17 protein-coding genes are annotated in these 21,323 nt (G+C 43.3%); 13 read left to right on the forward strand and 4 right to left on the reverse strand.

Going from position 1 to position 21,323, the window contains the following annotated elements; translation table 11 throughout:
- Positions 1-10 precede the first annotated feature (10 nt).
- The 9 genes from JMY06_RS03300 to JMY06_RS03340 all read left to right on the forward strand — a co-directional run bounded on the left by JMY06_RS03300 (position 11) and on the right by JMY06_RS03340 (position 10,309).
- Positions 11-1,066, forward strand: a complete 1,056-nt coding sequence (locus tag JMY06_RS03300) for a pilus assembly protein PilM (protein WP_201616197.1) — start codon at positions 11-13, stop codon at positions 1,064-1,066.
- Positions 1,066-1,755, forward strand: coding sequence for a PilN domain-containing protein (locus JMY06_RS03305; RefSeq protein WP_201528508.1), 690 nt, complete (start codon positions 1,066-1,068; stop codon positions 1,753-1,755). The genes JMY06_RS03300 and JMY06_RS03305 overlap by 1 nt, the downstream gene beginning before the upstream one ends.
- On the forward strand, positions 1,752-2,468 hold the full coding sequence (locus tag JMY06_RS03310) for a type 4a pilus biogenesis protein PilO (RefSeq protein WP_201616199.1): 717 nt from the start codon (positions 1,752-1,754) through the stop codon (positions 2,466-2,468). The genes JMY06_RS03305 and JMY06_RS03310 overlap by 4 nt, the downstream gene beginning before the upstream one ends.
- Positions 2,468-3,016, forward strand: a complete 549-nt coding sequence (locus JMY06_RS03315; RefSeq protein WP_201616201.1) for a pilus assembly protein PilP — start codon at positions 2,468-2,470, stop codon at positions 3,014-3,016. Before JMY06_RS03310 ends, JMY06_RS03315 begins: the two co-directional genes overlap by 1 nt.
- 27 nt (positions 3,017-3,043) lie before the next feature.
- Positions 3,044-5,533 carry a type IV pilus secretin PilQ gene (pilQ, locus tag JMY06_RS03320; RefSeq protein ID WP_201616203.1) on the forward strand — a complete coding sequence of 830 codons (2,490 nt, stop codon included), beginning with the start codon at positions 3,044-3,046 and terminating at the stop codon, positions 5,531-5,533.
- Between the two features lie 187 nt (positions 5,534-5,720).
- Positions 5,721-6,302, forward strand: a complete 582-nt coding sequence (gene aroK, locus JMY06_RS03325) for a shikimate kinase AroK (RefSeq protein ID WP_201616205.1) — start codon at positions 5,721-5,723, stop codon at positions 6,300-6,302.
- 54 nt (positions 6,303-6,356) lie between these two features.
- A complete protein-coding gene (gene aroB / locus JMY06_RS03330) occupies positions 6,357-7,466 on the forward strand; it encodes a 3-dehydroquinate synthase (protein ID WP_201616207.1) in 1,110 nt (369 codons plus the stop codon).
- A gap of 144 nt (positions 7,467-7,610) precedes the next feature.
- Complete coding sequence (locus tag JMY06_RS03335) at positions 7,611-8,663, forward strand: hypothetical protein (protein ID WP_201616209.1); 1,053 nt, start codon at positions 7,611-7,613, stop codon at positions 8,661-8,663.
- 401 nt (positions 8,664-9,064) lie between these two features.
- The gene (locus tag JMY06_RS03340; protein ID WP_201616211.1) at positions 9,065-10,309 is read left to right on the forward strand and encodes an FUSC family protein; all 1,245 of its coding nucleotides are present in this window, start codon (positions 9,065-9,067) and stop codon (positions 10,307-10,309) included.
- A gap of 69 nt (positions 10,310-10,378) precedes the next feature.
- Here JMY06_RS03340 and JMY06_RS03345 read toward each other — a convergent pair whose 3' ends face one another.
- Positions 10,379-11,512: an ABC transporter substrate-binding protein gene (locus JMY06_RS03345; RefSeq protein ID WP_265087862.1), complete on the reverse strand. Its 1,134-nt coding sequence runs from the start codon at positions 11,510-11,512 to the stop codon at positions 10,379-10,381.
- 377 nt (positions 11,513-11,889) lie between these two features.
- Here JMY06_RS03345 and JMY06_RS03350 point away from each other — a divergent pair, with 377 nt between their 5' ends.
- From JMY06_RS03350 to JMY06_RS03360, 3 genes are all read left to right on the forward strand, one after another.
- Entirely contained in the window at positions 11,890-12,156 is a 267-nt protein-coding gene (locus JMY06_RS03350) for a hypothetical protein (protein WP_201616213.1), read from the forward strand.
- A gap of 241 nt (positions 12,157-12,397) precedes the next feature.
- Positions 12,398-14,017 carry an AbgT family transporter gene (locus tag JMY06_RS03355; protein ID WP_320157840.1) on the forward strand — a complete coding sequence of 540 codons (1,620 nt, stop codon included), beginning with the start codon at positions 12,398-12,400 and terminating at the stop codon, positions 14,015-14,017.
- 164 nt (positions 14,018-14,181) lie between these two features.
- Positions 14,182-14,907 carry a hypothetical protein gene (locus tag JMY06_RS03360; protein ID WP_201616215.1) on the forward strand — a complete coding sequence of 242 codons (726 nt, stop codon included), beginning with the start codon at positions 14,182-14,184 and terminating at the stop codon, positions 14,905-14,907.
- A 56-nt stretch (positions 14,908-14,963) separates the two neighbouring features.
- Here JMY06_RS03360 and JMY06_RS03365 read toward each other — a convergent pair whose 3' ends face one another.
- From JMY06_RS03365 to parC, 3 genes are all read right to left on the reverse strand, one after another.
- Positions 14,964-15,794, reverse strand: coding sequence for a Cof-type HAD-IIB family hydrolase (locus JMY06_RS03365; protein ID WP_227672140.1), 831 nt, complete (start codon positions 15,792-15,794; stop codon positions 14,964-14,966).
- A 158-nt stretch (positions 15,795-15,952) separates the two neighbouring features.
- Entirely contained in the window at positions 15,953-16,411 is a 459-nt protein-coding gene (locus JMY06_RS03370) for a hypothetical protein (protein ID WP_201616217.1), read from the reverse strand.
- A gap of 40 nt (positions 16,412-16,451) precedes the next feature.
- On the reverse strand, positions 16,452-18,764 hold the full coding sequence (parC, locus tag JMY06_RS03375; protein WP_201616219.1) for a DNA topoisomerase IV subunit A: 2,313 nt from the start codon (positions 18,762-18,764) through the stop codon (positions 16,452-16,454).
- Positions 18,765-19,305: 541 nt separating this feature from the next.
- Here parC and JMY06_RS03380 point away from each other — a divergent pair.
- Positions 19,306-21,042 (forward strand): AMP-binding protein, encoded by a 1,737-nt coding sequence (locus JMY06_RS03380; protein ID WP_201616338.1) that lies wholly within the window; start codon positions 19,306-19,308, stop codon positions 21,040-21,042.
- Positions 21,043-21,323: the final 281 nt, after the last annotated feature.

Genomic DNA, 21,323 nt, shown 5'->3' on the forward strand with positions numbered 1-21,323 from the left:
GATAGAGGTTGTGAGGCTATTTTCTCCCAAAGGGCGACACTTAGTTGGGGTAGATATTTGCGCTACTTCAGTAAAAATAGTTGATATCCAGCGACAGCAAGGGATATTCCATATAAAATCCTATGGTATCGAAAGATTACTACCCGGTGCTGTGGTCGATAAGTTGATCGTAGATACTGAAGCCGTGGGCGATATCATCGCCGACTTAGCGCGGCGTTGTCATGTCAGTGGCAACGATGCAGCTACTGCAGTTTCGGGCTCAGCAGTCATTACTAAGATCATTGATATGGATATAGTGCTTAGCGATATCGAGCGTGAGGCTCAGATTCGTCTGGATGCTGATCAGTATATTCCTTATCCATTAGATGAGGTCAATCTTGACTTCGAAGTATTAGGCCCATCGCTGGTAGACGATGGTCTAGTACAAGTGTTGCTGGCAGCCTCGCGCTCAGAAAACGTCGATCAGCGCGTCGATGCACTCACTTTTGGCGGTCTAAAAACCAAAATAATGGATATCGAGTCGCATGCGATTGAGCGGGCTTTTGGATTGATGGTCGATAATTTAGCTAATATGCCAGAACTGGTGGCACTAGTCGATATTGGTCATAATCAAACCACCTTATATGTTGCCAAAAATGGCGAGTTTGTCTATAGTCGTGAGCAGCTTTTTGGCGGCATGCAGCTGACTGAAGCGATTCAAAATCGTTATGGGCTGTCCTATGAAGAGGCAACTATTAATAAGCACGAGCGCTCCTTACCAGATGATTATTATCCAGAGATTTTAACGCCATTTATGGAAAGTGCTATCCAACATATTACGCGCTCCTTACAGTTTTATTTTTCTTCCAGTCAATATAATAATATTGACCATGTGGTACTTGCTGGTGGCAGTAGCTCTATTCCTGGTCTTTCGGAAATGGTTCAACACAAGCTTGGCGTTCCGGTCACGGTGGCCGATCCTTTCATCAATATGACAATTGACCCTTATATAGACAGTGAGCAGCTGGCAGTTGATGCCCCAAGCTTAATGGCCGCGTGTGGTCTGGCCTTAAGGAGCTTTGATTGATGGCTCGTATTAACTTATTGCCTTGGCGGCAAGAAGAACGCGAACGTCGTAATAAAGAGTTTATGACTTTAGTAGTGGCCGTCACCTTGCTGGCGCTATTGACGGCTTTTGCGACATGGAGCTATTTTAATAATGAGCTTGCTGAGCAGCAGGATGCCAATGCGCTGATTGAACAAGAAAACAGTCGCTTAGATGCGGCCTTGACAGAAATTGATAGCTTAGAGCAGCGCCGTGAAGACATCATCTCACGCATGCAGGTTATCCAAGATTTGCAAGGCCGTCGTCCTGTCCCCGTACGCTTATGGGATGATATTGCCAATGCCATACCACCAGCGCTTTATCTAAATAATCTTAAGCGGGAAGGTGATTTGATTACCTTAACTGGACAAGCGGATAACCCGAACGTGGTATCAAGCTTAATTCGCAACTTGGATAGTAGTCACTGGATGGACAATTCTGCGGTACGTAATATTCAGAAAAACATTACTGCTTATCAGCCCGCGCCGGCAATCAATGAGACCGTTACCACCGGTGAGCAGCCGCGCCCAATGTACCCTGAAGACAGTTATGTGCAGTTTGTGATTACCACACAAGTGCAGTTACAGACTGACGAGGCGGTTACAGATAATGCTGTTATAGATGGTACTGCTACGGCCGTCGATACCGCCGTGTCTGGAGGTAGGTCATGAAACTCGTCCGTAAAAAAATACTACTCAAAAAGAAAAAGACAGCAACACGTCCTAAAAAATCCTTTAATTTTAACGAGTTTCGCCGTAGTTTTGAGTCTTTGGATACCGAGAACTATGGCAGCTGGCCGTTACCCGTTAAGGTGACCGTACTAGGATTTATTGTAGCACTGACAGCTGCATTGTCCTGGGCGTTACCCATTAGTAGTAAAATAGATGAAATTACTGCAGCTGAAAGTCAGCAGCAAACACTGCTTACTAGCTACCGTGAAAAAGAATCACGTGCCCGTCACCTATCAGCTTACAAAACACAAGTGACGCAAATGGAAGCCGAATTTACGACCTTGTTGGATCAGTTGCCCAAAGATACACGGGTATCGGAGCTGGTAGAGGGCATTAACATGACCGGTGTCGGCAGTAACATTCGTTTTCAAGATATCTCAGTTGAGCCTGAAATTGAAAATGAATTCTTTATTGAGCAACCGATTCGTATTGCTGCTTTGGGTGAGTATCATCAATTTGGTAGCTTTATTAGTGGTCTTGCCGCCTTGCCGCGTATTTTTACCATGCATGATTTCGAGGTGAGTAATCCGCAGCCTTCTTTAGATACGATACCGGAGCTGAACTTGGTATTACAGACCAAAACTTACCGATCAAAAGAGGTGACAACTGAAGATTCGGTAGCAAATGAAGCCGATGCTGCAGGAGGTAACTGATGCTTGCTTTTAAAGTTCCGGTTAAGCAACTGCCGATGCTGCTGATCTTAAGTGTCGCCACTTTATGGCTGACTGGCTGTAGCGATCGTATTGGTATGGCCGAAAAAGCCATGACTGATATTCGTAACTCGCCCTCACAGCCTATTGAGCCGCCCCCAAAAGCCGAGTTGATAGAAGATTTTGTCTACAGCGCCAGTATGCTTCGCAGTCCATTTTTGCCGCCAAGCCTGGTGAATGTACAAGCGCCTGAAGCGTCTCTGGATGGGGTTCGTCCTGATATTACCCGTACAAAAGAGCCACTTGAAGAATATGAGATTTCGCAGCTGACTTTTCGCGGAATGGTTATCTCGCCTGAAGGTCAGCAATATGCTTTAGTGCAGCGTCCTGACGGTTCGGTTGCCAGCGTCAAAGTAGGGGACTATCTCGGTTTAAATGAAGGCCGTATTGTTGAAATCACGCCGACTCAGATTAATTTGATTGAAATTGTGCCAGACAGCCGCGCCGGGTTCATCGAGAGACCCCAGTCGCTGGTTTCTCCTATTAGTTAAGGTGGCAGATTTTTTGAGGAATAAATAATGACAGTACGCAATAACAAGGCAGTACGCAATGAAAAGAGCATGACGATGAGTAACCGTTTATCCGCCACTTTTGCCCTATCAGCCTCTACCTTTGCCATACCTGCATTGGCAGCCAGTATGATCGCAATTAGCAGTAGCGCTTATGCAGATCAGCGTATCAATAACGTTTCTGTAATTCAAACGGCGCCTGCCGTTACCCAACTGCGCTTAGGGTTTTCTGGTGAGCCAGTATTGCCTGTGGCCTACCAGCTTGATGATCCCAGCCGTTTGGTATTAGATTTTGAGCAGGTAAAAAATGGTCTGAGCAGCCGCGCAACTGATTATAATATCGGTATGGTTAATGATGTCACCTCCTTAAATAATGACAGCACCACCCGTCTTATTGTGGGATTAAAGCAAAGTGGTAATTATTCTACGGCAATCAGTGGTAATGATTTATTACTGACCCTCACTGAACCGAATAGTCCGCAGGTCACCAAAAGAATTGTACGCTCGGTAACCGTGCCGGAAACAACGCCCGTCTATACCACGTCTACGATGGCGGCTAGGCCTAATAACGTGATAGTAACTGATGATATTATGAACAATAATGATATTTTAACGACAATCGCAGGGGTCACGCCTATTATCGAGGCCAGTAGCGTTGCTGGCGCGCCCATCGTAACCAGTTCTACTGCTGTTAAAGTACAAGCGCCTGCCGATACCATGATTGTGCGTGTCAATCCACTGTTAGACCCAAGACTTGCCTCTTCTCAAGTCAGTCAGCAATATAGCTATGATGGTCTATCCGCGCTTAATTTTACCGCAGACGCTAATGGCGGCGGTAAAATCAATATTGCACTGGCCAATGAAGCCATTCCGGTAGACGTGCAGCGCCAAGGTAATAAGCTGGTTGTACGTCTGACCGGTAGCACAGTACCCAGAAACTTACTGCGGCGCTTAAACGTCAATAATGGACTGGTAAGCAGTATTGATACTAGAAATCAAGGCCAAAACGGCGTCATCACTATTAATGTGACGGATGATTATGAGTATCAAGCCTACCAGTCTGGCAATCAGCTTAATATCGATATCAGTAAGCCTGAGCTGCTACGCAAGCTGACGATTGAAGAAAAAGTCTATACTGGTGAAGCGCTATCGATGGAATTCCAAGATGTTGAGATTCGTAGTGTTCTCGATATCTTAGCGCAGTTTACGGATATGAACGTGGTAGCCAGTGATTCGGTCGCCGGTAATATTACTTTGCGCCTTATCAATGTACCTTGGGACCAAGCGCTAGACATCATTCTAAAAAGTAAGAATCTAGGTAAACGTGAAAATGGTAACGTTATTTTAGTCGCACCTACTGCAGAGCTTGCAGAACAAGAAGCACGCGAGCTCGAAGCGCAGCAAGCAGTAGAAGCTTATGAGCCGCTACGGACTGAATATATTCGTCTAAGCTACGCTAAAGCAGCAGACGTGTTAACCCTCATCTCTCAAGGCAGTGGTTCATCTGGTAACAATAACAATAACAATAATATAGGAACGACCACCAATCGTGGAGTTGACAATAACACCCTGCTGTCGAATCGCGGTACAGTGACAGTTGATGAGCGTACCAATACCTTGATTATTAAAGATATGGGTCGCAGTATTGACAACATTCATAAGCTCATCAGCAAAATCGATATTCCTGTGCGTCAGGTGATGATTGAGGCGCGTATTGTCAGTGCCTCTGATAGTTTTAGTAAAGAGATTGGCGTACGTTGGGGTATCTTATCTAATGGTGCCGCCAACAACCGCCACTTATTAGTGGGCGGTAGCAATCAAACCATAGCAGACCTTAAAGACTTTGATATACAATCCACCACCATTAACGGTCAAACAGTCACTTATCCTAAATACGATATCAGTCGTCCTGATAACTTAAACGTTGATTTAGGCATTGCTAACCCAGCAGGGCGTATCGCTTTTGGCTTGCTGAGTATGTCAGATGTGATGCTTGATCTGGAACTGTCAGCGCTACAAGCAGACAACCGCGGTGAGGTTATCTCCACGCCTAAGATTTTGACAACCGATAAACAAACTGCCAAAGTGTCGTCAGGTACACAAATTCCTTATCAAGAAGCAGCGGCTAGTGGGGCGACGTCGACCAGTTTTAAAGAAGCCGCACTGAGTCTTGAGGCCACACCAAACATTACTCCAGACGGCAGAATTGGCCTACAGTTGAACATCACCAACGGCAATCCGACCATTATTAATGGTCAGGTAGCCATCTCTGAGGATTCTATCTCAACCAACGTCATCGTTGAGGATGGTCAAACCATCGTGCTGGGCGGTATTTTTAGAAACCGTACTAGCAATGGTGTGGAAAAAGTACCGTTTTTAGGTGACCTTCCTTATATTGGTCAAGCGTTTCGCCGTACTATGCGCAGTAACGATAAGCAAGAGCTGCTGATATTTGTAACCCCAAAATTGATTAATGATGGCATTAGCCGTTTGAATTAAAATTGTTCATAATTAGCCTTAATAGTTGTCTTATAAAAAGCAAGCCTAGGCGCTTGCTTTTTTATGGGCTGGCTTTTACTTATAAATAATTTTATAAGTAATTAATTTTACTGTTAATAATCACAGCGTGTTACTAGCCAGAATATCGATGACGTTGTATGATAGGGAATTTATTTGAGTAAGTGTTATGTTGGAGGAATTGCCGTCGGTGTTCTTAGTTGGGCCAATGGGAGCAGGGAAGACCACCATTGGCCGATTGCTTGCCAAGCATTTAGGACGCGAGTTTGTAGACAGTGATTGGTATGTGGAGTCGCAAACCGGTGCTGACATCCCATGGATATTTGCTAAAGAAGGCGAAGCAGGGTTTCGTGAGCGTGAGACTCGTGCGATTGATGAGCTCACCCAGCATCGGAAAATCGTTCTGGCGACAGGCGGCGGTGCAGTGATGAGCGCTGAAAATCGTGAGTTTTTGCATCAACGTGGTATTGTCATTTATCTAAATGCGCCAGTCGATGTACAAATGACACGTACTGCCAAAGATAAATCGCGACCGCTATTACAGCAGCCAAATCCTAGAAAAATACTGCAAGACTTATATCGCATTCGCGACCCTTTATACCGGCAAGTGGCACATATTATTATGCCGACAGGTCATACTTATCCGCGGAATATGGTTCATCAACTGTTGCAGCAGCTGGCGTCCTTTTCGGTATCTGCAGCTACAAATACAAATTTCACGACCGATCCAGAGTCGTCTGAAGGAAAATAATAGAGTAATGCTTTAACTAACACCCTTTAATTAAAGTAGCTTAAGGAGCATTTTATGGCATCGTCGCTATTTCATGATGGCTTGACGGTACATACCCAAAGTCATAATTATCCGATTCTCATTACTGAAAAAAGTAGCACCGTAATCAGTACTATGGCGGCACAAGTTGCGCCTTATATTACCGGTCAGCAGGTATTAATTGTCACCAATGATACGGTTGCCCCTTTATATTTGCAGCCATTACAAGAGCAGCTGGCAGCACAGTTTACCGTAGCAGCTTGTGTGTTAAAAGACGGCGAGCAGTATAAAAATCAGGCCAGTATCAATCAAATTTATGATGTATTAATGGCGCAGCACTTTAACCGTGATGTGACCCTAATTGCGCTTGGTGGCGGTGTGGTTGGAGATATGACCGGTTTTGCAGCAGCCAGCTTTATGCGCGGGGTTAATTTTATTCAAATACCGACCACACTATTATCGCAAGTGGATTCTAGCGTAGGCGGCAAAACCGGCATCAATCACCCGCAAGGCAAAAACATGATTGGCGCGTTTTGGCAGCCACAAATGGTGTTGGCAGAAATGGTCACCTTGCAAACCTTGCCGGCGCGCGAATTATCAGCAGGATTGGCCGAGGTTATTAAATATGCATTGATTATGGATGTAGATTTTTTAACTTGGCTTGAGCAAAATTTGCCGGCGATGATGGCGCTTGATCTAGCGGTGCTGGGCGAGGCAGTAAAACGCTGCTGTGAATATAAAGCCGCTGTCGTTGCACAAGATGAAAGAGAGGCGGGGTTACGGGCGTTACTTAACTTCGGTCATACCTTTGGTCATGTGATTGAAACTCATGAAGGCTATGGCAATTGGCTACATGGTGAAGCGGTCGCCGCTGGCATGGTACAAGCCGCTGAGCTGTCGCAAAAGCTCGGCTGGTTAAGCGTAAACGATGTGGCACGCATCAAGCGCGTTTTAGAATTGGCAAACTTGCCGACCACGCCGCCGCCAATTGCAGTTGACACGGCTTTGAGCCTAATGGGTCACGATAAAAAAGTGAAACAAGGACAAATCCGTCTGATTTTGTTAAAATCACTAGGACAAGCCGTGTTGACAGCTGACTTTGATGAGTCACTGCTTACCGAAGTATTATCGCAATATGCTCCATAAAGCGTGATAATAACAGATGTATTAAGTATAAGCGCAATAGATAAACATTTTGGTTAGATTGACGCCATTGATTTTTTTAACGTTTTTTATCAGTACATTTATTTTATCAGCATGTTTAACTGCACTTTTTCCAAGGATACCTTCATGGTAGCACCGAGCAAGTCGACTCGCCCCGCGAGCAAGTCATATCGCCGCCAAGCTATAATTTGGCTGATGATGACTTTGCTGCTTGGGGTCGCCACTGCGCTGGTTTGGATGTTCAGCCAGACCCCAGCGGTCGGTGCTAGAATCGAGAACGCGCCTATTTCAGCGCCGGAAGCTTTGAGTACTGAGCTTGAGCAGCCGTTATCTATCGAAGCGCTACATGAGCTTGATATTGATGTACAACCGATTAATTTTGAAGACACGGTACGCGACTTGCGCGACTATCCTGACGAGTTTAAAGACAAGCGCTATCTACTGGCTAATAAAGGCAAATGGACGGTGCAAGTGATGAATGTCGGCGAAAATGATGTCATTGCTAGTTATTTAGAAGGACGCGAAGATCGCAAAAAATTCTCTTATTTCCGCTATCGTGATGAAGAAAATCAGTTACGTTATATGCTTACTTATGGACTCATGAGCAGTCCGCAGGAGGCAGTTGGGGCGGCCAAACTGATAGATTTTGGTCTGCCAGCGGATGTGCGCGTACTGCCTGAAGAGATTAATCGTTATGTCAGTATTATTGATAATTATGAACGCCCTGAACCGATTAAAGACTTGAGTACCAAGCGTTCACGCTCTGTTAAGTTAAGACCGACTAAGCGAGAGGTTCCAGTGCGTCAAAAAGCACAACCTTCTAAGAAGGACAACAATGGCGACTCGAGCGCCAGCACAAACGGTAATAGTAGCAGTGGTAGTAAGAGCAGTACCGAAAGTATTCGTCAGTCAGCGGATACTTCTGCTACCTTGAATGTTAATGAAGGACGTAGGTTGTCAACTGAGGACGGTTCAGCAACTGCTCCGACGTCGAAAAATGAGCAAGACAGCAAAAAATCGACTGGAGCTGACAAGAACGGGTCCAATAAACCGCCGGTGGTCGCTACTCCTAAACCCCCAAGCTCTGCTAGTAGCTCCAATAATGCTAATAAAAACGCAGAGGCCGATAAGAGTAGTAATGACAGCATGAAAGAGTTGATAGAGGAGAAATCTAATTAACTTTTTAGGGTGTTATTAGCTTATATTGAGTCCGCAAGATGTAATGTCTAGCGGACTTTTTTATAGATTGAGTAGGGCGTATTAACTATTCATTTAATTAGCTATATGATATAAATTGCTAAGCAGTTATTAACATGCTTGATTTTTACCGTCTGTTATCCTATAAATTGCTAAGCAGTTATTAACATGCTTGATTTTTACCGTCTGTTATCCTTTAATGGGTACTAGTGTTCTTTAATAGGTATTAGGCGTTATTTTTCTTGCTATACCTAATAGATATCATCTGTTGATTTTATAGTGCTCATTGCTCTATATTTAATATTTTGTTTATTGATCACTCAAAAAATTATTACTTAGTAATCTATCAGTTAAAAACCCACTATTTAAGAAGAGTCCTCTGCGTGAAACCGACTGTTTGGCAACGATTTACAGCACCACTTGTTGAGCCTTATGCGCGCTATCAGCACGCTGACGTCTTGCATGCCATACGCTTAGGGGTAGCAGTATTATCGGCGTTGTCGCTAAATAGAGTCACGCATCTGCCACATGGGGAATGGACGACCATTACGGTGTTCGTTATCTTAGGCCTATTACAATATCAAGGCGCGATTTATACCAAGGCCAAAGAGCGGGTGTTAGGTACGCTGCTAGGCGTGATAGTTGGGCTGGGGTTTTTGTGGTTGAGCCAAGATATAGGAACGTTGCTGTGGTTATATTATGTGCTTATCGGCATAATCAGCGGTATTATTGGCTATGTGGCGGTCAAGCAGTTGGGTTATATTGGTCTGCTGACAGGTATCACGATGTTGATGATTGTCTCTAGTCCTGACCACAGTAATATCGCTAAAGATGGTCTGTACCGGGCGTTTAATATCTTAATTGGGGCTGGCGTGGCCGTAGCGGCAACTTTAATTTTGCCACTGAAATCGACATTAATGTGGCGGTTTTTGATGGCAAGTAATCTTGAGGCTTGTAGTAATCTATATGCAGGCGTAGGCAATCATATCGATGCTGAGGCCTTGACAGCTAAGCCTTTTCAGTACGCTAAAGTCGCCAGTTTACCTAATATTATTAATTCGACCTATCCTGTTAGGAGTACCATACCAGACGTGCCGGTCAATAAAGCCTTGGTTAAGGAGCTACAGCAAATTAATAAACGGCTGCTGGCGGTGCGTCCGCATATTGCCGCAACCGCGAGCGAATCAGGAATTGATAAAGAGACCATAGAGACTATTCAGCGTACCCATCGTAATATCATCGGCACGATTGATTTATTATTAAGTGCCGCGCCACGCTTGGCGAATATTGAGATTGATGATGACAATCACGTTTTGCTGATGCATTATCAGCACGAGTTAACGCAAGCGATGCATCACATCGCAGCGGTACTACGCAGCCCAAATGATGAGGTATTTCGGCCAATCACTCGTATTCAGGTATCTGAGTACCCGAGCGTGCAACATCTAGCCTTTGAGTGGCAAGGCTATTTTTGGTTAACCCAGACCCTGCAAGCTCAACTACAGCGGCTGAGTGACTTATTACAGACCCACAAGCCACGTTGGTTTGCAGCTTCTGGTCTCCGTTATCAACGCCGCGAACAGCGCCGAATTGAAGATCAGGGTGGTGAGACCGATTTACATTTATAATGCATTAAAAAACGCTGACAGTTATCTGTCAGCGTTTTTTTAGTTTATAGAGTTAAGTGGGTCATTATATCAGTGACTGGTTTTTAGCTTGTCCCAATACTGCTGATAAACTTGCAGCGCATCGTCACCGACATCTTCTTGGAATTCTGCTTTCGATAGCACTTCTTGACTGGGATAAATGACTGGATTATTCCTAACATCTTCTGGCATCAGCTCACGTGCGGCCAAGTTGGGCGAAGCATAACCGATTTCTTCACTAACGATCTTAGCGTTCTCAGGACGCAAGAGATAGTCGATAAATTTATATGCGGCATCGACTTGCTTGGCGTTTTTGGGAATGACAAAATTGTCCATCCAAAGAATTGCGCCCTCACTAGGAAATTTATAAACTAAGCTGGTTAAGCCTTCGTTATTGGCCATGACCGCTTCCCCATTCCATGTCATACCGATATTGGTTTCCCCTTCGATATACGGGATACGGGTGGCATCTGAGTTAAAGGTTTTAACATTGGGCATCAGGGTCGTGAGCTTATCATAAGCGGCCTTAATTTCCTCAGGATTTCTGCTGTTACCGGAATAACCGAGGGTCAATAGCGCCATCCCAAACACTTCGCGCATATCATTCATTAGCATCACCTGGTTTTTATATTCAGGACGCCAGAGGTCATTCCAGCTATTGACCGTTGCTGGGTCAATGACGTCGCCATTAATGGCAAGGCCAGTGCTGCCCCACATATAGGGAATTGAATATTTATTTTCAGGATCCACTTTGGTATTGGTAAAAGAAGTATCAAGATTCTTAAAGTTGCTTAACTTAGATTTATCCAGCTCTTGCAATAGACCTTCTTTTGCCATTTTTTCGACATAATAAGTCGACGGAATAGCGAGATCGTATTGGCTTGAATCATCGAGCAATTTTAGTTTGGCGTACATCGCCTCGTTAGAGTCAAAGGTAGTATAGTTAACATTAATGCCCGTCTCTTTTTTAAAGCCCTCGAGGATTTCTTGTGGCATATACTCTGACCAGTTATATAGGTTCAGAGTCTCAGCACTGGCGGCCGTACCGTCAGCGGCAGTATTATCAGAGTTGCTACAGCTGGCAAGTGTTAGCCCAACAGCGGCGCATAACAGGGCCTTAGGTAGCATTTGAATAGAGGCGCAAGAGGCCGTACTAGTAGACAGGCGGGATGATAATCGAGGCAAAATATCTCTCCTAAATAAGGTAAAAAGGTAAAAAATCGATGCATAACAAATGATTGGTAGCGGCTTTGAAACGGTATTAATAGTTGTAATTTTATTGTTATGGTTGTTATGTGCCTTAATTTAAAGGGCAACTGCTTGAATTCACTTGGCTTTGCATGGTCATCCTGCTGATATCCCAAACCAATAAGCGTATGAGCAGAGCGAATATTGAGCCACATCGTGATAATGAACAATCATGCTATGATGACCGTTGTTTAAAATTAAGTCGTTAGTATCAATAAATTCGTGCCATTAAAATAAAGTTTTAATAAAGAATATAACAAAAGAGCTTATATGTGTACTAATTAAATTGATATTAAAAATATAAGAGAGACAAGATGAACAACCATAAAGTTGCTGGAATCATCGCTGCTGTCGTAGGTATATCTGCCATCATGGCGTTCTTTAATGCAGGAATGTCCGTCCCAATTCTTAGATGGCCGCTAGAAGCATATCTAGGTGTAGCATTTACGATTGGTTGGTTAACAAGTATGCCGTCATGGTTGGCTTATGTGCTAGCTGCTTTATTATTTATTTTAATTATTGTAGGATTTTATAAGCTTGGTAGTAAGGTTTATGGTTGGTTAAGTGGTGGAAGGAGTTAGGGCGAATTTTTGTTAGTAGCCTAATATTGTCTAGTAATGAAGATTATTTATAATAAGAACTGTCTATAGTTAGGTAGTTCTCTCTATATGTTTTTATTTTATTATTATTCATTACTAATAGTTGTTATAACCCATTAAAAGCATTTGTTTCCGCTACAGAACTGTGTTTAAATTTAAAATTTTGTCCATGATTTTTACTAACCAGTAAATGCACTAAAATAACCACAGGGAATAGTGATTAATGCAAGAAGATAGTTCAACAAATGGCGGTCCGCCAGATAATAACTTTGAAGTAAAATCCCGAAATTCTCGTATGCAGCGCTTTTTAAAAGGCGTTGAATGGCTGGGTAATTTGCTACCCCATCCTGTGATTTTGTTTCTCTGGATGTCCGTACTGTTACTTGTGCTCTCGGCACTGTTTTCCTACTTAGACGTATCGGCGATTGACCCACGACCAGTAGGTACAACAGGGCGTAGTGAAGATGGCATTATTCATGTGGTCAACTTACTAAACGGTGAGGGGTTAGCACGTATTGTTGAGAATTTGGTCACTAACTTTACGGGCTTTGTACCACTGGGTACGGTGTTAGTAGCCTTGTTGGGCGTAGGTATTGCTGAGCGCTCTGGTATGATATCGGCAGCTTTACGCGGGTTAGTGATGAATGCGCCAAAAAAGATGGTGACTGTGACCGTCGTTTTTGCGGGCATCATGTCGAATACGGCAGCTGAGCTTGGTTATGTGGTATTGATACCACTTGCGGCAGTTATATTCCATTCGCTAGGCCGTCATCCTTTGGCAGGATTGGCAGCCGCATTTGCTGGGGTATCCGGTGGTTATAGTGCCAACTTATTGCTTGGTACGGTAGATCCTTTGTTGTCAGGGATTACCCAAGAGGCGGCACGCATCATCGACCCCGTGTACACCGTTGGGGCAGAGGCCAACTGGTATTTTATGATGGTCAGTACCTTCTTGATTACGGGCCTTGGTTATTTCGTTACTGAAAAAATCGTTGAGCCCAGTCTTGGTGAATACAACCCTGATATGGCTGGCGATCCTTCAGTATTAGAGACTAAGATTGAGCGCTTAATGTCAGTTGAGAAAAAAGGACTTATCTGGGCTGGAATAAGCATGCTGGTATTTTGCTTATTACTGGCATGGACAATAGTGCCTGCTGATGGCGTCTTGCGTAATGCTGAAACGGGTCTGGTATCAGGTTCGCCATTTCTGAAGGGCATTGTGGTCTTTATTTTTGTGTTCTTCGCACTACCTGGTTATATTTATGGCAAAATTACTGGCAGCCTGAAAAATAACCAAGATGTGGTTGATGCCATGAGTCATGCGATGAGCTCACTCAGCATTTATATTGTGTTGGTATTTTTTGCGGCACAGTTTATCGCCTTTTTTAGCTGGTCAAATCTTGGCTCAATAGTAGCAGTAACAGGGGCAACCTTCCTCACTGATATTGGCTTAACCGGACCTTTGCTATTGGTCGGCTTTATCCTAATCTGTGCGCTAGTCAATCTGATGTTAGGGTCGGCATCTGCACAATGGGCAATCACTGCACCGATTTTTGTCCCCATGCTAATGCTCACAGGGTATGCGCCTGAGATGATTCAAGCAGCGTATCGGATTGGTGACTCAACGACTAATATAATCACTCCAATGCTAGGCTATTTTGGGCTTATTATGGCAGTAGCGATTCGCTATAAAAAGGATACGGGTGTCGGAACAATGATGGCGATGATGTTACCTTATTCCATGGCATTTATGATTGGGTGGGTATTGTTGTTTTGGATTTGGGTATTTGTATTGGGTCTACCGGTTGGACCGGGTTCAGAGACTTTTTATCCAGCTAGATAGTCATTTATAGTTTGATAGACGGTTATATAAATAGTTGCTGAGTTTTAAACAATAAAAACCCTTGCTCAATATTGGTAAGGGTTTTTTATTGTTGAATGGATAGGGATGTCTGGTGTGCCAGTAGTGTTTGAGGTGATTTTATCATTACAGAAGTGAGTTAAATTATGTATTCAACAAACGAGTTTTTAGTTGAAAAACAGCAACGAATCAACGAATTTTTGCAGCGTGCCAATCTACATTTACCTGAAAATGATCCGTTGTTTTTTGATGGTAGTTTTATCACGGGGCAAACCGATAATCCTGACATTCTATTCATCGGTATTAATCCGGGTCACCGAAACTGGGATGATATTGAAAGCCGTAAAGCAGATACTCGCTTTATCGATTATGAACCAGAGGCTTGCAAATACATTGTGGAGTCAAAAGAAGGCAATCGCTTTGCTAAACGTGTAGTGAATGTCGTATGCGGCGGCGATGCCAGCAAGCTTGAACACTGCGCTGAGACCAGTCTACTGTCCTATTTTGCCAGTCCCACGGAAAGCGTGGTAAAAGCGCAAATCAAGCGACTTCCTAAAAGTATGCAGACTGAACACGAAGAATTGACCCGATTTGCTATTAAAGAGATTAATCCAAAACATATTGTTTGTATCGGTTGGCGCACGTTTGATCGATTCATGGCTCTGTATAACAAAGGTGCAGATGCCCCCGCTAAAAAGCTTCCGATTCATATCAAGGGTAATGAGAAAATGATGGATTATTATGCTCGAACCAGCGTTGACGGCATTCCGCTACATGGCGTTCGTCACTTCTCCACACCGCTTACCCACGCCATGCTGAATGATATGAAAGCTATTTTTTCTGAAGTTTGGGAGGAGATTGAGCAGCGATAGCGGAACCCATGTTGATAATCATTTCGTGAGTTTCATTCATTACATCCGCACTATAGCTACTGATCTATATGTAAGTGGTTGAGCACCGCTTGTATACCATGCTCCTCGATCGTACCGGTGACAAAATCGGCCCGCTCTATAAGGGCAGGTTGCGCATCACCCATTGCCACGGCAAACCCGACCAGGTCAAACATCTCTAAGTCATTCATACCATCACCAAACGCCATACAATCGCTAGCATCGATGGCGTAATGCTGACACATGTCCTTGATACCTTGCGCTTTTGACGATCCTATTGGCAATATATCTGCACCAGCATGATGCCAATGAACCAGTTTTAAGTCATCCTGAGCAAAGTTAACATCCTGCATTTTATCCTCTTGGTTGTTAAAAAATACGGAACATTGATAGACAGGGTTTGACTTATAATAATCTGGGTCAAGGATAGAGTTTGGTGTTATCGCATTGTATTCACGCAGTCGCTCATTCTCATTTGACCACGCAATATGAGTCGCCGAGTCAAACTTGTAGATGAGTTCACTTTTTTGGCACAGCTGAACAATCTTGTTATTCTGCTCATCTGATAATGGATAATGACTGATCATACCGTCTTTATTAAAGCTATATTGTCCATTCATACAGATGATGGCGTCCAACACGTTGGCGTCAAGCAAGGCTAAAATATCAGGCGGTAATATCGCTTTAGAACGCCCTGTTGAAATCACCAGTTTAATGTCAGTCTTGGCGAGTTCCTCAAGCGTTGCTTGGTTGTGTTCGGCAATAATGCCGTTACGGCTTAAGGTATCATCAATGTCAAAAAATATGATTTTAGGGGTAGGGGTTTTGGTAGTCATACTGGCATTATTTGCTTTATCTACTATAAACATGATTGTCCTTTATTTTAATATGTTGGTTTCGCAGAATAGGCAGTAGCGTAATTTTGTATGGCTATTAGTAGCAGAACAAGCTCCATTTGCCAACATGTTAGGATAATTATTTAAAAGGTGCGTGGTACGCCTCTATAAGACTACAAAATTTCAACTTTTCATGTAATGATCCTACGCTTATTCTTACGTTGCCTGCGCTTTTCCCATTCTAGACTTCCTTTTTGATATGTTATCAGGTCCTCAATATAACTTGTTTTTTTTAACCAAATAAACTCCATAACAAATGTTGGGAACATGAAGATTAAAGCTGAGAAAAATGAACGATCAGTAATATTATTATTTATAAGCCATAGAAAGTTGATTATAAATACAAGTAAGAAAATGATGAACCAGTTTTGAGATTTTTGTAGTTCATATAAATAGTGACGTTCATCATGGCGATTATTTTTCACTTTAATAAGTTGTTTTTTTCTAGATGAAATTCGATAGTGCTTAAATACCACAGGCAGTTTGTATGACTGCCTGTATAGTCTAGCTATAATAACCAAGAGTACACTTCCCAAAAAACCACCGAAAACATTGATTAGGAAAGGTTTACTAAAAATTTCATCAAACATCTTTGATCCTTCAAATAATGTTAATTATTTAAAAACCCAATTAGCCAACCTCAACCGAATTCACATTCTGAAAACCACGTGGCAACTGACTACCACGACTACCACGCTTAGACGTGTAATTAGCTAAGTCCATCGGCTTGAGAGTCACATGACGCTTACCCGCTGTGATAATTAAGCTGTCTTGCTGACGCAATGGCGTAATGGCCAGCACTTCTTCATTATCTTTTAGAGCAATCATTTTATTACCCTTACCGCGAGCCTGTTCAGGCAAATCGTCAAGTGCGAATATCAGTAAATATCCAGCATTAGTGACGACGGCAAGATGGTCAGGGGAGTTACTGTCCACGCTGTCATTACTATTACTCTCTGAATTACTATGCATTTCAACTTGAGCATCGATACGCGCTACCGGTAATAGGCGACTGTCAGTAGCAAGGCTGATGATTTTTTTACCGGCTTTTTGATTGCTATCTAGATTGCCAATAGTATTAATAAAGCCATAACCTTGCGAGCTGGCTAAGATAATACGTTGGTCGTTATCGCCGGTTAATAATTGCTCAAAGTTTGCATTGGCTGCTGGTTTTAACAGACTGGTGAGCGGATCGCCTTGACCACGAGCCGATGCAAGGTTATGAGCGTCAATACTATAGCTGCGCCCCGTACTATCGAGGACGTATATTTTCTCATTAGATTTACCGCGCGCGTAGGCTTGGTAGCCATCTCCAGAGCGATAGCTCATACCAGCGGCATCGACGTCATGGCCTTTGGCAGCGCGTATCCAACCCGCTTTTGACAGCACGGCAGTAATTGGCTCGCTGGGTACTAGATCCGACTCTTTTAAGGCTTGCGCCTCTTCGCGTTCTGCTAATGGCGACATGCGATTGTCACCGTGCGCTTTCATATCCTCATTCAGCTCGTCGATGATGAGATTGGTTAGACTATCAGGATTATCTAAATGCTCTTGTAGGATAGCGCGTTCAGCTGCCAGCTCATCTTGCTCGCGTCTTAGCTCCATTTCCTCTAATTTTGCCAATTGACGGAGACGAATATCTAAGATGGCATTGGCTTGAATATCCGTTAACTCATAGCCAGTCATTAATGCTAATTTTGGGTCGTCTTCTTCACGAATGATACGAATCACTTCATCAATATTGAGATAAGCGATTAATAAACCCGACAAGATATGCAGGCGCTTATCAATTTTATCGAGACGATATTGCAGGCGACGCATCACTACTGAACGGCGAGAGATGAGCCATTCTTCTAATATCTCTTTCAGGTTTTTAACTTGTGGCTTACCGTTAAGCCCAATCATATTCATATTAACGCGGTAATTACTTTCAAGATCAGTACTGGCGAACAAATGACTCATTACCCGTTGGACATCGACTCTTGTAGAGCGCAACTCTAAAACTATTCGGCAGGCATTTTCATGATCTGATTCATCATGAATATCCGTGACCCAAGGTAATTTCTTATCCATCATTAATTTGGCGATTTGCTCTTGGATTTTATTACCCGAGACTTGGTAGGGTAGCGCGTCGATGATGACGAGGTTTTTCTCTTTGTCATCGATATGGTAAGTGGCGCGCATTTTATAGCTGCCGCGTCCGCTTTCATAAATCGCTTGCAAGTCTTTTTTATTGGTAATAATTTCCGCAGGAGTTGGCAAATCCGGTGCCGGTATGGATTGGGCCAATTGCTTGACCGAAAGATCGGGGTTTTTGAGTAGCCGAATAGCTGCGCGTACGACTTCATTGAGATTGTGCGGTGGAATATCGGTTGCCATACCAACGGCAATACCCGTTGTACCATTTAATAAGATGTTAGGCAGGCGCGCCGGCAAGGTAGTGGGCTCTTGCATGGTGCCATCGAAGTTATCTTGCCAATCGACCGTTCCTTGTCCTAATTCTGCTAGTAAGGTATTGGCATAGGCGGACATTTTCGCTTCGGTATAACGCATGGCCGCAAAGGATTTGGGATCATCAGGACTGCCCCAGTTACCTTGACCGGTAATCAGCGGATAACGATAGCTGAACGGTTGCGCCATTAATACCATGGCTTCATAACAAGCGCTGTCACCATGCGGATGGTATTTACCCAGCACGTCACCGACTGTACGCGCAGACTTCTTAGGCTTGGCAGTTGATTTAAGTCCCAGCTCGCTCATCGCATAAATAATGCGCCGTTGAACCGGTTTCAGACCGTCGGCAATATTAGGTAGCGCGCGGTCCATGATGACGTACATGGCATAGTTCAGATAGGCTTGCTCAGTGAATTCCGCCACGGAACGGGTGTCCATCGCATCGTTAGGTATGATGGGATTAGTGGTATTATCAATAACATCAGGCATAAAATAGGTTTCGCTTATCAGTTTTGAAAGGTAGTGAACAATAGGTAGTGCAAATAGAGCAATGCTAATGCAAATAGAGTAATGCTAATGCAAATAGAGTAATGCTAATGCAAATAGAGTAATGCTAATGCAAATAGAGTAATGGGTATAAATATAAGGCACTATGATACAAGTTTCTATATAGATAAGGGCGCATTCGATACCGTGCAAGTTATTTAAACCCTACTGAATATAAAAATAAGATAGCGCTATCGTAAAGGAAATCAACATAATTAAAAAGGTGTTGTCCATAATAGACGACAGGAAATGACGTGCCATATGCGAACCTGTCAAATCGAAAAAACAGTGAAGGCGACTATATAATAAATAGTTAAAGGCTCAATAAAATTATAAATATCAACCACCAAAAAATTGTGCGAACTCAAGCAGCAATCTTTGTTATTGAGTAGTTTGTTCAAAGTGTGTATGTTAAGGAATAAGTGGACATTCATCGCTATAGCGTACTATTATTGGGAGAAATTAGATTATGGATAATCAGGTTATGGACAGTCAAGCTCAAAGCAAATTTACCCGTCGTGATGATAAAGTTTGGCTCAAAACCTATGAAGAGCTTGGACTGACTTACGATATTGATTTACCTGCGGACAATACCTCGCTTATTGATGTTTTTGAGAAAAGCTTTGCTGAATATAGCGCTAAAACCGCCTTTGTGTGTATGGGTTCTGAACTGACTTTTCAAGAAGTAGACCTTTATAGCCGGCAAGTTGCTGCTTATTTGCAGTCATTAGGGCTGGTGAAAGGCGATAAAGTGGCAGTAATGATGCCTAATATTTTGCAATTACCGGTCACGGTCATTGGCGTACTGCGAGCGGGCCTCACCTTAGTTAACGTCAATCCTTTATATACTACTAAGGAGCTTGAGCATCAGCTGACTGATTCTGAGGCAAAAGCCCTCATCATGGTCGAAAACTTTGCCAAAACTTACCAAAATATCGGTCGCAAAGTGGTCGATCATGTCGTTATTACTGGTATGGGTGATTTGATGGGTGCGCTCAAAGGCTTTATGGTCAATACCGTCGTTCGCCACGTCAAAAAACTGGTGCCCGATTATAAAATCGCTGGTAGCGTTAGTTTTAAAAATATGTTGAAACAAGTAACGATGAGCCAATACAAGCGTCCAAATGGTATTGGCCTCGATGATATTGCCGTTTTACAATACACTGGTGGTACAACTGGGGTCGCTAAAGGTGCAATGCTAACGCATAAAAACTTAGTAGCAAACCTTATCCAGTGCGATACCTTTTTGGGTACTGCTTTTGATGATTTTGACGATAGGGGTGAGCAGGCGGTAATTATGACTGCCTTACCGCTATATCATATTTTCTCCTTTACCACCTGCGGTATGTTCGGTCTCTATCGTGGTTGTATCGGACTGTTAGTACCTAATCCGCGTGACCTTGATAGCTTATTAAAAGCCTATAAAAACCATCCACCCGCGTTTTTTCCAGCAGTAAATACGTTATTTAATGCCCTTGCTAATAATGAAGAATTTAAAGCAATGGACCATAGTAAGTTGCGTATGTCGATGGGCGGCGGTATGGCAGTGGTGAGAGCAACCGCAGAAAAATGGCGCCAGATAACGGGTAATATTATTGTCCAAGGTTATGGTCTGTCGGAAACGTCACCAGTAGCAACAGCCAACCCTTTGAGTAGTGCGACTTTTACCGGCACTATTGGGGTACCGATGCCTGCTACTGACATCGCGATTTTAGATGATGATGGTAATGAAGTGGCACTTGGCGAGCGCGGTGAGATTGGTGTTCGTGGTCCGCAGGTGATGAAGGGCTACTGGAACCGCGAAGAAGCCACGCGCGAATCAATGACTGATGACGGATTTTTCCGTACCGGTGATATCGGTATTATGGATGAAGCCGGTTATGTGACTATTGTTGATCGCAAAAAGAACATGATTTTGGTCTCTGGTTTTAACGTTTATCCGAATGAAGTTGAAGATGTTATGGCCGGTCATCCGCAGATTATAGAGTGCGGAGTCATTGGTATTGAAGACGAGAAAAGTGGCGAGACGCCAAAAATTTATGTGGTACGTCGAGATGCTAGCTTGACTGCTGAGGAAGTCCTTGCCTACGCCAAAGAGAATTTGACCGGTTATAAACGCCCACGTCATGTTGAATTTATCGATGAGCTACCGAAGTCGAACGTCGGTAAAATTCTACATAAAGATTTACGTAAACTTGAAGAAGACAGCCAGGCTAAGTAGCTGTTTAATTCAAGACGAAAGCCAAAGCGGCTGTTTAATTTGAAAGTTGACCGGCTATTACCAGTAAGAAAAATGATAAGGTCGCTTAGATGCCGTCTTATCATTTTTTATGGGGTGCGAGTTTTATTGTATGAGAATTTTTGGTAAAACTGCTATAGTCTGCGTACTATGGTGTGGTCAATAAGGCACTTAATAGCTGTCTGATTTATAGTAAAAGCACACTCAATTAGATATGCCAAAGTAGGATAAATATAGCGCAGAGGCTTGCCTCTAATGAGGTT

The organism is Psychrobacter urativorans (assembly GCF_904846675.1).
Taxonomy (GTDB): domain Bacteria; phylum Pseudomonadota; class Gammaproteobacteria; order Pseudomonadales; family Moraxellaceae; genus Psychrobacter; species Psychrobacter urativorans_B.